The organism is Paraburkholderia sediminicola, from assembly GCF_046027355.1.
GTDB lineage: Bacteria > Pseudomonadota > Gammaproteobacteria > Burkholderiales > Burkholderiaceae > Paraburkholderia > Paraburkholderia sediminicola_B.
Map to the genome: position 1 here is coordinate 156,849 of NZ_JAQQEK010000013.1, position 13,046 is coordinate 169,894.

Sequence of the window (13,046 nt, forward strand, 5' to 3'; positions counted from 1 at the left end):
TTTATTCGTTCTCGTGTGCCTCGACCCATGCGTGTTCCAAAAGCGCGATCTTCTACACAGGGAAAACGATAATTAAAAAACTATCGCACTGCGGCAAAATCGGGAACAAGCATTGACATGCCTTGCGATGGGGAGCAAGAATGTTCCTCACGGCTCCTCGTACAAGGGACAGGGCGTGACGAGGTCGCGAGCAATGGCTCACGTGCGCACGAACCTGCCTCTCAACCCGTCCGCAAGGACTTACCGGTCAAAAGCAGGTATGGCAGCTTCACATTCCTCAGCTTCCCCCAGCACGGACTCCTCGACGGAGCACACGCAGCAGGCCGGTACGAGCGGTGCAACACCGGCCGCAGGCATGCAGCAGTTTCTCGACGCCTGGATGAACGCATGGCGTTCGCTCGGCACATCGCCTGGCGGCAGCGGCATGCCTTTCGCGATGCCTCAGATGCCGCTGCAAATGCCTCAAATGGGTCTGCCGCCGGGTTTCCCTCAAATGCCGTCGTTTCCCGGCATGCCGGACTTCAGCAAACTCGCGGCGGGATCGATGCCCGCCATGCCGTCCTTCGCCGGCCTGAATATACCGAGCGCGGCCATTCCCTCCGAGCGTCTACAGAAGCTGCAGGCTGACTATTCGCGCGAGGCCATGGAGCTGATCCAGCAAGCCGCCACGTCCGCGACCCAGGCGCCTGCGCTCAAGGATCGCCGCTTCAGCTCCGACGCATGGAGTTCGGCGCCGGCCTATGCATTCACTGCCGCGTGGTATCTGTTGAACGCGCGCTATCTGCAGGAAATGGTCGACGCGCTCGACATCGAACCCAAGGTGCGCGAGCGCATCCGTTTCGCCGTTCAGCAGTGGACCGCGGCGGCATCGCCGAGCAACTTCTTCGCCTTGAATCCGGAAGCGCAAAAGACCTTGCTGGACAGCAAGGGCGAAAGTCTGCGCCAGGGCGTGATGAACCTGCTCGGCGACTTGCAGCGCGGCAAGATCTCGCAGACCGACGAATCGGGTTTCGTGGTCGGTGAAAATCTCGCGAACACCGAAGGTTCGGTCGTGTTCGAAAACGACCTGATGCAGGTGATCCAATACAAGCCGCGCACGGCAACCGTGCGTGAGCGGCCGCTTCTCATCGTGCCGCCTTGCATCAACAAGTTCTACATTCTCGATCTGCAACCGGAGAACTCGCTGGTCGCTCACGGGCTCGATTCGGGGCATCAGGTGTTCCTGATTTCGTGGCGCAATGCCGATCAATCCATCGCGCATAAAACGTGGGACGACTACATCGGCGAGGGCGTGCTCACCGCCATCGATACGGTGAGCAAGATCAGTGGACGCGAGCAGATCAATACGCTCGGTTTCTGCGTCGGCGGCACGATGCTCGCCGCGGCGCTGGCGGTGGCTGCCGCGCGCGGCGAACATCCGGCCGCGTCCATGACGCTGCTCACCGCCATGCTCGATTTTTCGGACACGGGCGTGCTCGACGTGTTCGTCGACGAGGCGCATGTGCAGATGCGCGAGCAGACCATTGGCGGCAAGAACGGTACGCCGCCTGGGCTGATGCGCGGCATCGAGTTCGCCAACACGTTCTCGTTCCTGCGCCCGAACGATCTGGTGTGGAACTACGTCGTCGACAATTACCTCAAAGGTCGCACGCCGGTGCCGTTCGACCTGCTGTACTGGAACAGCGACTCGACCAGCCTGCCGGGCCCGATGTATGTCTGGTATCTGCGCAATACGTATCTCGAGAATCGTCTGCGCGAGCCGGGTGCGTTGACCACTTGCGGCGAGCCGATCGATCTGTCGAAGATCGATGTGCCCACCTTCATCTACGGTTCACGCGAAGACCATATCGTGCCGTGGCAAACGGCGTACGCGTCGGTGCCGCTCCTGAACGGGCCGTTGAAGTTCGTGCTCGGCGCGTCGGGTCACATCGCGGGTGTGATCAATCCGCCCGCGAAGAAAAAGCGCAATTTCTGGATGCTGGAAGGCGACGTCAAGACGCTGCCGGAGAACCCGGAAGAATGGCTCGATCAGGCTACCGAAGTCCCTGGCAGCTGGTGGCCCGAATGGACCACCTGGCTCGATCAGTACGGTGGCAAGAAGGTGAAGCCGCGCGCCACGGCCGGCTCGGCTGACTTCCCGGTGATCGAACCGGCGCCGGGGCGTTACGTGCGGCAACGGGAGTAGGTTCGAGCGCGCTTCATGGCGCTGTTGTTTGCGGTGTGAATGAGCGTCTGATTGAGTCAGGGCGTGATTAAGAGCAACGAGATTTTTAACTTGACGGGCAGCGGCACATGCGGCCGACCGCCCGGAGGATATGGAAATGACTGATGTTGTGATCGTATCGGCCGCCCGTACGGCAGTAGGCAAATTCGGTGGGTCGCTGGCGAAGATCGCCGCGCCCGAACTCGGCGCCACGGTGATTCGCGCCGTCCTCGAGCGGGCTGGTCTTAAACCCGAGCAGGTAAGCGAAGTGATCCTGGGTCAGGTGCTGACTGCAGGGTCGGGCCAAAATCCGGCGCGTCAGTCGCTGATCAAGGCGGGCTTGCCCACCGCTGTGCCCGGCATGACGATCAACGTGGTGTGCGGCTCGGGTCTGAAGGCCGTGATGCTCGCGGCCAACGCCATCATCGCGGGTGACGCGGATATCGTGGTGGCCGGCGGTCAGGAAAATATGAGCGCGGCGCCACACGTGCTGCCGGGCTCGCGCGACGGGTTCCGCATGGGCGACGCAAAGCTGATCGACTCGATGATCGTCGACGGCTTGTGGGACGTCTACAACCAGTATCACATGGGCGTGACGGCGGAAAACGTCGCCAAGGAATACGGCATCACGCGCGAGCAACAGGACGCGTTCGCTGCGTTGTCGCAGAACAAGGCGGAAGCGGCGCAGAAGTCGGGCCGTTTCGACGACGAAATCGTGCCGGTCGACATTCCGCAACGCAAGGGCGAACCGCTGCGTTTCGCCACCGACGAGTTCGTGCGTCATGGCGTGACGGCTGAGTCGCTGGGGGTGCTGAAGCCGGCGTTCTCGAAGGAAGGCTCGGTCACGGCGGCCAATGCGTCGGGTCTGAACGACGGTGCGGCGGCAGTGCTGGTGATGTCGGCGAAGAAGGCGGAGGCGCTCGGCCTGACGCCGCTCGCGCGCATCAAGGCTTACGCGACCTCGGGTCTGGATCCGAAGGTGATGGGCATGGGCCCGGTGCCGGCCTCGCGCCGCTGTCTCGAACGCGCGGGCTGGACGCCGGCCGATCTGGACCTGATGGAAATCAACGAAGCGTTTGCCGCGCAGGCGTGCGCCGTGAATCAGCAGATGGGCTGGGACACGTCGAAGATCAACGTGAACGGCGGCGCGATTGCGATCGGCCATCCGATCGGCGCGTCCGGTTGCCGGATTCTCGTCACGCTGCTGCACGAAATGCAGAAGCGCGATGCGAAGAAAGGTCTGGCGTCGCTGTGTATCGGCGGCGGCATGGGTGTGGCGCTGGCGCTCGAACGCGCCTGAGCAAGGGCGCGTGGCGGGCGCCTCAGGCGTCGGCCATGCGTCGAACGGAGCGTTGCCGTGCGCTGTGGCGCGCGGTCAGCGGTGGCCTCGTCAGCCGGTCGCCCGGCGGCAGCGGAGATGAAGCACAGGCGAGGAAAGAGGCAGCCGGTCGGCGCCTCGAAAAACGATAACGGAGTGTAGTTTATGACACAGCGAATTGCGTACGTAACGGGCGGGATGGGTGGCATCGGCACGAGCATTTGCCAGCGGCTGCACAAAGAGGGCTACAAGGTCGTGGCAGGCTGCGGCCCGAACTCGCCGCGCCGCGTGAAGTGGCTCGAAGAGCAGAAGGCCTTGGGCTTCGATTTCATCGCGTCCGAAGGCAATGTCGGCGATTGGGAGTCCACCAAGACCGCGTTCGACAAGGTCAAGGCCGAAGTCGGCGAGATCGACATTCTGGTGAACAATGCCGGCATTACGCGCGACGTCGTGTTCCGCAAGATGACGCATGAAGACTGGACGGCGGTGATCGACACCAACCTGACCAGCCTCTTCAACGTCACCAAGCAGGTGATCGACGGCATGGTCGAGCGTGGCTTTGGCCGCATCATCAACATTTCGTCGGTGAACGGCCAGAAGGGCCAGTTCGGCCAGACCAACTACTCGACCGCGAAGGCCGGCATTCACGGCTTCACGATGTCGCTGGCGCAGGAAGTGGCCACCAAGGGCGTGACGGTCAACACCGTGTCGCCGGGCTACATCGGCACCGATATGGTCAAGTCGATCCGCCCCGACGTGCTGGAAAAGATCGTCGCGACGATTCCGGTGCGCCGTCTCGGCCAGCCGGACGAAATCGGCTCGATCGTGGCATGGCTGGCATCGGATGAATCGGGTTTCTCCACGGGCGCTGATTTTTCGCTGAACGGCGGTTTGCATATGGGCTGAGTCACCGGCGCGCCGCTCACAAGGCAGCGCGCTGCGGCTCAGATGGTTCGGCGGCGTCTCGACTGCGCAATGGCCCGATTGCGCAGCCGCTGACGCCGTTTCCGCGCTCAACTTGCGCTCAAAGGCGTTACATGACCACTACTACAAAGAAAACAGCCGAACGACTGATCAAGAAATATCCGAATCGTCGGCTCTACGATACCGAGACAAGCACGTACATCACACTGACGGACGTCAAACAGCTCGTGTTGGATCAGGAGGATTTCAAGGTCATCGATGCGAAGAGCAACGAGGATCTGACGCGCGCCATCCTGTTGCAGATCATTCTCGAGGAGGAGAGCGGCGGCTTGCCGATGTTCTCGTCGTCCATGCTCTCGCAGATCATCCGTTTCTACGGTCATGCGATGCAAGGCATGATGGGCACGTACCTGGAAAAGAACATCCAGGCCTTCATCGACATCCAGGCGAAGCTTGCCGACCAGTCGAAGAATCTGTACGAAGGCAAGGCCATGAATCCGGAAGTCTGGTCGCAGTTCATGAACATGCAGGCGCCGATGATGCAGGGCATGATGACCAGCTATATCGAGCAGTCGAAGAACATGTTCGTGCAGATGCAGGAGCAGATGCAGAACCAGGCGAAGTCGATGTTCGCCACGTTCCCGTTTACGCCGGGTGGCGCGGTCAATGCGGCCAACCCTGGCACTGGGCAGGCTAATCCGCAAAGCGATCCGGAAGTGAATCCGGAGGCGGAGAAGAAGTAAGGGCACACAAGGACGTTCAACCGAGCGGGGTTTCCCGGCGTTGGGGCGCCGCCGGGGGCGGCCCTGGAGCTTGGGCGCGTCGGTAGCGCAGCCTTTGCGTTAGGGCCCGGCGGCTTGGCCGCGGCCGTTCGGTGCCGGCGCGGTACAATCGCGACCTGCGTGTGTGGGGCATTTTCCTCGGAGAGGCTCTGGCCGCCAACTCCAACCCCATTCCGACGGCCGACCGCATGTTTCATGGATGCCCCACCTATCCTCAGGGAAAGCGCCACCTCTCGGCGCCCATTCCCGCATGAGCCGGCTCTTTCTCGCCCCGATGGAAGGCCTCGCGGACTACGTATTGCGCGACGTGCTGACCGGCATCGGCGGATTCGATGGGTGCGTGTCCGAATTCGTCCGCGTGACGGGCTCGCTGCTTCCCAGCCGCGTCTACGAGCGGGAAGCGCCCGAAGTGCTCGACGGAGGCCACACCCCGAACGGCACGCCGATGGTGATCCAGTTGCTCGGCAGCGATCCCGAATGGATGGCCCTGAATGCCGCCCACGCAGCCACTCTATCGCCGCATGGAATCGACCTGAACTTCGGATGTCCCGCCAAGGTCGTCAATCAGCACGGCGGCGGAGCCATGCTGCTGGCCGACCCTGAACAACTGAACCGGATCGTGTCGGCTGTTCGCGCCGCGGTGCCTGCCGGCATCGCCGTGACGGCAAAGATGCGCCTCGGCGTGTCCGACACCTCGCTGGCGATCGATTGCGCCACGGCGCTGGCCGAAGGTGGCGCGGCCTCGCTCGTCGTGCATGCCAGAACGCGGGATCACGGCTACCGGCCGCCCGCCCACTGGGAGTGGATCGCGCGTATCGATGCCGCGGTGGACGTGCCCGTCGTCGCGAACGGAGAAGTCTGGACGGTGGCCGACTGGGAGCGCTGTCGCGCGGTCAGTGGTTGTGCGGACGTGATGATCGGGCGCGGCGCCGTATCGGATCCTTTCCTGGCGCTGAGGATACGCGGACTGATGGACCGTTCCCCATCCGACGGGGAATGGCAGGACGTGCTTGCTCACATTGCCGGTTATCTACGGAAATTGCAGGCCCGTGTCGCCTCCCGGCACGAGCACGGACGCGTCAAGAAGTGGCTCAGCTACCTGCAGCGCACCTGGCCGCAAGCGGCCGAGTTGCATGCGGCGATCCGCCGGGTGCAGGATTCGCACGAAATTCTGGAAGTGATCGAGCGTGCTTTGGGCGTCGGCCAGTTAATGGCGACACAACAACCCGCGCGTCTCGGTCGATTCGATCCAGCAGACGTCGCGGTCGTTTGAGGGCGAATATTCAAAGACTTACGAGCGGCAGCCGTGGCGAACCGCTACAATTCAGGGTTTAACGTCTTCAAGCGGTCCCCCATGTCAGCCACCCCCCCGATTGCCCCGATTGCCACGCCGAAGGTCGGCTTTGTATCCCTCGGCTGCCCGAAAGCCCTGGTCGATTCCGAGCAGATCATCACCCAACTGCGCGCCGAAGGTTACGAGATTTCCGGCACGTACGACGGCGCGGACCTCGTGGTCGTCAACACCTGCGGCTTCATCGACGAAGCGGTGCAGGAAAGTCTCGACGCAATCGGCGAAGCGCTCAACGAAAATGGCAAGGTGATCGTGACCGGCTGTCTCGGCGCCAAGAAGAGCGCGAGCGGCTCGGGGCTGATCGAAGAAGTGCATCCGAAGGTGCTGGCCGTGACCGGCCCGCACGCGCTCGGCGAAGTGATGCAGCACGTGCACACCCATCTGCCGAAGCCGCATGATCCGTTCGTCGACCTGGTGCCGGCTGCGGGCGTGAAGCTCACGCCGCGCCATTACGCGTACCTGAAGATTTCCGAAGGCTGCAATCACCGCTGCACGTTCTGCATCATCCCGTCCATGCGCGGCGACCTCGTGTCGCGCCCCGTCGCCGACGTGATGCTCGAAGCGGAGAATCTGTTCAAGTCGGGCGTGAAGGAACTGCTGGTGATTTCGCAGGACACGAGCGCCTATGGCGTCGACGTCAAATATCGCACGGGTTTCTGGAACGGCAAGCCGATCAAGACGCGCATGACCGATCTGGTCGGCGCGCTCGGCGAACTCGCCGCGCAATACGGCGCGTGGGTGCGTCTGCATTACGTTTATCCGTATCCGAGCGTCGACGAAGTGATTCCGATGATGGCCGAAGGCCCGTACAAGGGCCACGTGCTGCCGTACCTCGACGTGCCGTTCCAGCATGCGCATCCGGAAGTGTTGAAGCGCATGAAGCGCCCGGCCAACGCCGAGAAGGTGATGGAGCGCGTGAAGAAATGGCGCGAGATGTGCCCGGACCTGACTATCCGGAGCACGTTCATCGCCGGCTTCCCCGGCGAGACCGAAGAGCAGTTCCAGACGCTGCTCGATTTCATCCGCGAGGCGGAACTGGATCGCGTCGGCTGCTTCGCCTATTCGCCGGTCGAAGGCGCGACGGCCAACGAACTCGACGGCGCATTGCCCGACGAAGTGCGCGAAGAGCGTCGCGCGCGTTTCATGGAAGTCGCCGAGGAAGTGTCGGCGAAGCGCATCGCGAAGAAGGTCGGCAAGACGCTGAAGGTGCTGGTCGACGAGATCAACGCGGATGGCGGCATCGGCCGCACCGCGGCTGACGCGCCGGAGATCGACGGCGTCGTGTATATCGCGCCTGCCGTTAAGGCGTCCAGGCGCTACAAGGTCGGCGATTTCGTGTCGGTGAAGATCACCGGCGCCGACGGTCACGACCTGTGGGGCGAGGTTTAATCGATGACGGTGAGCACGACTGCAGCGCCGCAAGCCCGGCGCCCCGAGATCCTCGCGCTCGGTGAGGCGATGATCGAATTCAACCAGTCAGCCAAAGACCAGCCGAACTATCTGCAAGGCTTCGGCGGCGATACGTCGAACTTCTGCATCGCGGCCGCACGGCAAGGCGCGCAGACCGGTTTCGTGTCGGCAGTCGGCGCGGATCATTTCGGGCGTCTGCTGGTCGATCTGTGGGAACGTGAACAGGTGGACACGTCGCTGATGCGCGTCGATCCGCAGGCGCCCACTGGCGTCTATTTCGTGTCGCACGGTCCGAATGGCCACGCGTTCGACTATCTGCGCGCCGGCTCGGCCGCGAGCCGCTACGCGCCGCACGATCTGCCGCTCGACGCGATCGCCGCGGCCAAGGTGATTCATCTGTCCGGCATCAGCCTCGCGATCAGCCTGAGCGCCTGCGACGCGGCGCTGGAAGCGATCGCGCATGCGCGCGCCAACGGCGTTCGCGTGAGCTTCGACACCAATCTGCGTCTGAAGCTGTGGCCGCTCGCGCGGGCGCGCGCGGTCATGCTCGAAGCCATCCGCCAGACCGACATCTGCCTGCCGAGCTGGGATGACGTCACCGACCTCACGGGACTGACCGGCCGTGACGAGATTGTCGATTTCCTGCTGTCGCACGGTCCGAGTGTCGTTGCGTTGAAGCTCGGCAAAGAGGGCTCGTATATCGCGACGCCGAACGAGCGGCGCGTCGTGCCGGGCCACGTCGTCAATGCCGTCGATGCCACTGGCGCGGGCGACTGCTTCGGCGGCGCGTTCATTGCGCGCATTGTCGCGGGTGACGATCCATTTGCAGCGGCGCGTTATGCGAACGTCGCCGCGGCGCTGTCCACGCAAGGTTACGGCGCGGTGGCGCCGATTCCGTCGCGCGCGACGGTCGAACAACTTCTGGCGGGCTGAACACACGCGCTATAGAGCGCGGCCCGCCGAGGCAAGATCATCTTGAGAGACTAGAAGAGGAGCGAGCGATGCAACGGGACGTAGTGGTGGTAAGCGGTGTGCGTACGGCAATCGGCGGTTTCGGCGGCAGTCTGAAAGACTTTTCGCCGACCGATCTCGGCGCACGCGTGGTGCGTGAAGTGCTGGCGCGCGCCAACGTATCGGGCGACGAAGTCGGCCACGTGGTGTTCGGCAACGTCGTGCATACCGAACCGAAAGACATGTACCTGGCGCGCGTGGCCGCGATCAACGGCGGCGTGGCGCAACATGCGCCGGCGTTGACGGTGAACCGTCTGTGCGGCTCCGGCCTGCAGGCCATCGTCTCGGCCGCGCAAAGCGTGCTGCTCGGCGACGCCGACATCGCGATCGGCGGCGGCGCGGAAAACATGAGCCGCGCGCCTTACTCCATGCCGGCCGCGCGCTTCGGTCAGCGCATGGGCGACGCGCGCCTCGTCGACATGATGGTCGGCGCGCTGAACGATCCGTTCCAGTCGATCCATATGGGTGTGACCGCCGAGAACGTCGCGCGCAAGTACGACATCTCGCGCGAAGCGCAGGACGCGCTCGCCCTCGAATCGCATCGCCGCGCGGCCAACGCGATCACGAGCGGGTACTTCAAGCAACAGATCCTGCCGATCACGATCCCGTCGAAGAAAGGCGACGTCGTGTTCGACACGGACGAACACGCGCGCATGAACGCATCGCCGGAAGACTTCTCGAAGTTGAAGCCGGTGTTCGCGAAAGAAAATGGCACGGTGACGGCCGGCAACGCGTCGGGCATCAACGACGCCGCCGCGGCCGTCGTGCTGATGGAGCGCAGCCTTGCAGAACAGCGCGGCATCAAGCCGCTGGCGCGGCTGGTGTCGTACGCGCATGCCGGCGTCGATCCGGCCTACATGGGCATCGGTCCGGTGCCGGCCACCCGCAAGGCGCTCGAACGCGCCGGCCTGACGGTTGCCGACCTCGATGTGATCGAGGCGAACGAAGCGTTCGCCGCTCAGGCCTGCGCGGTCAGCAAGGAACTGGGCTTCGATCCGGCCAAGGTCAATCCGAACGGCTCGGGCATTTCGCTCGGCCACCCGATCGGCGCGACCGGCGCGCTCATCACCGTCAAGGCGCTGTACGAACTGCAGCGGATCGGCGGGCGCTATGCGCTGGTCACGATGTGTATCGGCGGCGGGCAAGGCATCGCGGCGATCTTCGAACGGATCTGAAGCGTGGTATGTCAGTAGCAAGCAGTATCGAGCAATGAGGAAGGAAGGGATGCGGGAGTTGAAAGCGATGAAGGGTGCGGTGCGTCGGCGCAGTTGGGCAGTCCTCCAAGGGGGCTTCCCTCGGGGTGTAGTGGGCGCTGCCGCATTGCTGTGTGCCTGCGTCGGGGCGATGCTGCCCGCGCAGGCATGGGCGGAAAGCGACGCGGTGAAGGAGTTGGCGGCGCCCCCGCCAATCCAGTTGCCGCTCAAGCCCAGTTCCGAATTCGCGAAATTCCCGCGCTACGCCGGCATGCTGGGCTCGCGCCAGATCGTGCTGAAGCTCGGCCCGAAGAGCGACGACCCGTCTGGCGTGCACGGCGAATATCAGTTCACGGACACCGGCGCGGTGATCCTGATCGCGGGCGACCGCGACGGCGACACGCTCGAAGTCGAGGAATCGAACGACGGCACCCATATCACCGGCAACTGGGTCGGCAAGTTCGCGGCGGACGGCTCGGTGGCGGGCGACCGCATGAACGTCGACGATTCCGACCCGCAGCCGTTCGATCTGAAGCCGCTGGCGGCAGGGCAGGCGGTGCCGCCGCCCGGCGCGCCGGCGACCGCGGCGAACAAGGCTGCGCCGCAGTCTTCCGCGGGCGCTGCCACGGCGCCGGCTGCGAGCGCCGCCACTACCGGTGGCCACGCCGTGGGCGGCGTCAGCAACCTGCAAACCGGCGAGTGAACCCACAACCGCGCGGCGTGCGACAGCTCGCGCGCTGCTCGCAAGCGAAATCCCGCCGGCTCGTCTACTCTTGCGTGTGCGGCGCGCGCCCTGAAACCGCGCGCCCTCCGTTTCCGTCTGCTTTTCACCGAAACTCACCATGACCCAATCCAAACTCCAACGCGGTCTGCAAACCCGTATCGTGCGTGCCGAGGACCAGCTCACGCCGGGCTTCGAGTCGTTCTCGTTGCCGGTCACGCGGGCGTCGACGGTCGTGTTCCCCGATCTCGCGACCATGCGCGCGCTCGACTGGAAAAACGACGCGCAATGGCGCTACGGCCTGCACGCCACGCCGACTTCGCTCGCGCTGGCGCAGCGCCTTGCCACCATCGAGGGCGGCAATCACGCGTTGCTGCAGCCGTCGGGGCTGTCGTCGATTTCGAACGTGTATTTCGGCCTCGTCAAGGCCGGCGACGACGTGCTGATTCCCGATAACGTCTATTCGCCGAACCGCGACCACGGCGACTGGCTGGCGCGCGATTTCGGCATCACCGTGCGTTACTACGATCCGATGATCGGCGCGGGCATCGCCGATCTGATCCAGCCGAACACGCGCCTGATCTGGCTCGAAGCGCCCGGCTCGGTGACCATGGAAGTGGCCGACGTGCCCGCCATCACCGCAGTGGCGCGCGCGCGCAACGTCGTCACGGCGATCGACAACACGTGGTCGGCGGGGCTCGGTTTCCGGCCGTTCGATCACGGAGTCGACATTTCGGTGCAAGCGCTCACCAAATATCAATCGGGCGGCGGCGACGTGCTGATGGGCGCGACCATCACCGTCGATCGCGAACTGCATCTGAAGCTGAAGGCGGCGCGCATGCGCATGGGTATCGGCGTCTCGTCGGACGACTGCTCTTTGATTCTGCGCAGCCTGCCGACCATGCAACTGCGCTTCGAGCAGCATGACCGCGCGGCGCTCGGCCTGGCCAAATGGCTGAAGACGCGGCCGGAAATTGCCGCGGTGTTGCACCCGGCGCTGTCCGACTGTCCGGGCCATGAGTTTTATAAGCGCGACTTCACGGGCGCGGGCGGCCTCTTTTCGGTCGTGTTCGACGGCCGCTATAGCCCGGCGCAAATCGACACGTTCTGCGAGTCGCTCGAACTCTTCTCGCTCGGCTGGAGCTGGGGCGGCGCGCACAGCCTCGTGATGCCGTACAACGTCGCGTCGATGCGCACGGCAGGGCAGTGGCCGCATCGCGGGACGTTGGTGCGGTTCTATATCGGCCTCGAAGCCGAGGCGGACTTGCGTGCGGATATGGAGCAGTCTCTGGCCACACTAGGTTAAACGTCCGAGCGACGTTTTTCCGTAGGACAAGCAGGCCCATCGGGACATGTTCCCGGTGGGCTTTTTTCATGTCAACGGCGAGTGTCAATATAGCCAGTAAGCCTAACCATTCGGCCGAATGTTCAGCGTGAAATCTCGACGCTACGATGGTGTGCATTCCGACTAACGGTTGCCGCGCCATGGTGAGCTTCGATGAATCTTTTCTTCTGGATGTTGCTGAATCTCGGCGTGCCGATCATCGGCCCGATCTTTACCCTAGTGCTTGTCGCACCCGCGCTCGGTTGGCGCGTCGCAAAGGCGTTGATTGCCGGCTCGGTGAAAGACGGCCAATTGTTCTGGTGTGCGATCGGGCTGTTTGCGTCGGCGCTTTATGAGGTGGTGACGGCACTAGAGCGGGGCCGTGGCGAGGCGTCGGTGCTGGCGTACTGCGCGGTTGGACTGTGTGTGATGGCATTTGCCTGTTCCGGCCTCGTGATGTCAGGGCTGGTCAATCCACATTCCGGGCGGGCAAGGGCGACGGCGGCGCAGCGGAACAGATCACTTGCAAATGGAAGCTTTTCGCCCACGGAAATAGCCCTGTCAATTTTCTTCACGCTCGTTGCCGCAGCTTTCTTTGCATTCCTACATGTACTGCTGATTTAGATTTTTCAGATAGTGCAGCATTTATACTGGTCCTCTCAAGGAGGCAATCATGAAAAAATTCTCGTTGTGGCTAGTCTCAGAGGAAATCTACCCACGCTTTTTGATGTGGACCACGATCATCGTGAGCCTTGATGCGATCAGCATGATCGTGGTACTCACAACGGACATTCTGAAAAAATAGAGCC

At 63.3% G+C, this 13,046-nt stretch carries 12 protein-coding genes; all 12 read left to right on the forward strand.

Going from position 1 to position 13,046, the window contains the following annotated elements; translation table 11 throughout:
• The first annotated feature begins 355 nt into the window (after positions 1 to 355).
• Positions 356 to 2,185 (forward strand): class I poly(R)-hydroxyalkanoic acid synthase, encoded by a 1,830-nt coding sequence (phaC, locus tag PQR42_RS22965; protein ID WP_408206570.1) that lies wholly within the window; start codon positions 356 to 358, stop codon positions 2,183 to 2,185.
• 136 nt (positions 2,186 to 2,321) lie between these two features.
• Positions 2,322 to 3,503 (forward strand): acetyl-CoA C-acetyltransferase, encoded by a 1,182-nt coding sequence (locus PQR42_RS22970; protein ID WP_408387480.1) that lies wholly within the window; start codon positions 2,322 to 2,324, stop codon positions 3,501 to 3,503.
• Positions 3,504 to 3,686: 183 nt separating this feature from the next.
• Positions 3,687 to 4,427 carry a 3-ketoacyl-ACP reductase gene (locus tag PQR42_RS22975; RefSeq protein ID WP_408206298.1) on the forward strand — a complete coding sequence of 247 codons (741 nt, stop codon included), beginning with the start codon at positions 3,687 to 3,689 and terminating at the stop codon, positions 4,425 to 4,427.
• Between the two features lie 131 nt (positions 4,428 to 4,558).
• Positions 4,559 to 5,188, forward strand: coding sequence for a polyhydroxyalkanoate synthesis repressor PhaR (gene phaR, locus PQR42_RS22980; RefSeq protein ID WP_408387479.1), 630 nt, complete (start codon positions 4,559 to 4,561; stop codon positions 5,186 to 5,188).
• A 289-nt stretch (positions 5,189 to 5,477) separates the two neighbouring features.
• Positions 5,478 to 6,500, forward strand: a complete 1,023-nt coding sequence (locus PQR42_RS22985; RefSeq protein ID WP_408387478.1) for a tRNA dihydrouridine synthase — start codon at positions 5,478 to 5,480, stop codon at positions 6,498 to 6,500.
• An 81-nt stretch (positions 6,501 to 6,581) separates the two neighbouring features.
• The gene (rimO, locus tag PQR42_RS22990) at positions 6,582 to 7,967 is read left to right on the forward strand and encodes a 30S ribosomal protein S12 methylthiotransferase RimO (RefSeq protein ID WP_408387477.1); all 1,386 of its coding nucleotides are present in this window, start codon (positions 6,582 to 6,584) and stop codon (positions 7,965 to 7,967) included.
• 3 nt (positions 7,968 to 7,970) lie between these two features.
• Positions 7,971 to 8,921, forward strand: coding sequence for a sugar kinase (locus PQR42_RS22995; RefSeq protein ID WP_408387476.1), 951 nt, complete (start codon positions 7,971 to 7,973; stop codon positions 8,919 to 8,921).
• 68 nt (positions 8,922 to 8,989) lie between these two features.
• Positions 8,990 to 10,174, forward strand: a complete 1,185-nt coding sequence (gene bktB, locus PQR42_RS23000; RefSeq protein WP_408206308.1) for a beta-ketothiolase BktB — start codon at positions 8,990 to 8,992, stop codon at positions 10,172 to 10,174.
• A 49-nt stretch (positions 10,175 to 10,223) separates the two neighbouring features.
• Entirely contained in the window at positions 10,224 to 10,895 is a 672-nt protein-coding gene (locus tag PQR42_RS23005; protein WP_408387475.1) for a hypothetical protein, read from the forward strand.
• Positions 10,896 to 11,034: 139 nt separating this feature from the next.
• Positions 11,035 to 12,219 carry a cystathionine beta-lyase gene (locus PQR42_RS23010; protein ID WP_408206312.1) on the forward strand — a complete coding sequence of 395 codons (1,185 nt, stop codon included), beginning with the start codon at positions 11,035 to 11,037 and terminating at the stop codon, positions 12,217 to 12,219.
• Between the two features lie 192 nt (positions 12,220 to 12,411).
• Complete coding sequence (locus PQR42_RS23015) at positions 12,412 to 12,861, forward strand: hypothetical protein (protein ID WP_408387474.1); 450 nt, start codon at positions 12,412 to 12,414, stop codon at positions 12,859 to 12,861.
• A 49-nt stretch (positions 12,862 to 12,910) separates the two neighbouring features.
• Entirely contained in the window at positions 12,911 to 13,042 is a 132-nt protein-coding gene (locus tag PQR42_RS23020) for a hypothetical protein (protein WP_408288062.1), read from the forward strand.
• Positions 13,043 to 13,046: the final 4 nt, after the last annotated feature.

Coding starts and splice junctions, on each gene's coding strand:
- phaC (WP_408206570.1), top strand. CDS start 356: ATGCAGCAGTTTCTCGACGCCTGGATGAACGCATGGCGTTCGCTCGGC.
- PQR42_RS22970 (WP_408387480.1), top strand. CDS start 2,322: ATGACTGATGTTGTGATCGTATCGGCCGCCCGTACGGCAGTAGGCAAA.
- PQR42_RS22975 (WP_408206298.1), top strand. CDS start 3,687: ATGACACAGCGAATTGCGTACGTAACGGGCGGGATGGGTGGCATCGGC.
- phaR (WP_408387479.1), top strand. CDS start 4,559: ATGACCACTACTACAAAGAAAACAGCCGAACGACTGATCAAGAAATAT.
- PQR42_RS22985 (WP_408387478.1), top strand. CDS start 5,478: ATGAGCCGGCTCTTTCTCGCCCCGATGGAAGGCCTCGCGGACTACGTA.
- rimO (WP_408387477.1), top strand. CDS start 6,582: ATGTCAGCCACCCCCCCGATTGCCCCGATTGCCACGCCGAAGGTCGGC.
- PQR42_RS22995 (WP_408387476.1), top strand. CDS start 7,971: ATGACGGTGAGCACGACTGCAGCGCCGCAAGCCCGGCGCCCCGAGATC.
- bktB (WP_408206308.1), top strand. CDS start 8,990: ATGCAACGGGACGTAGTGGTGGTAAGCGGTGTGCGTACGGCAATCGGC.
- PQR42_RS23005 (WP_408387475.1), top strand. CDS start 10,224: ATGCGGGAGTTGAAAGCGATGAAGGGTGCGGTGCGTCGGCGCAGTTGG.
- PQR42_RS23010 (WP_408206312.1), top strand. CDS start 11,035: ATGACCCAATCCAAACTCCAACGCGGTCTGCAAACCCGTATCGTGCGT.
- PQR42_RS23015 (WP_408387474.1), top strand. CDS start 12,412: ATGAATCTTTTCTTCTGGATGTTGCTGAATCTCGGCGTGCCGATCATC.
- PQR42_RS23020 (WP_408288062.1), top strand. CDS start 12,911: ATGAAAAAATTCTCGTTGTGGCTAGTCTCAGAGGAAATCTACCCACGC.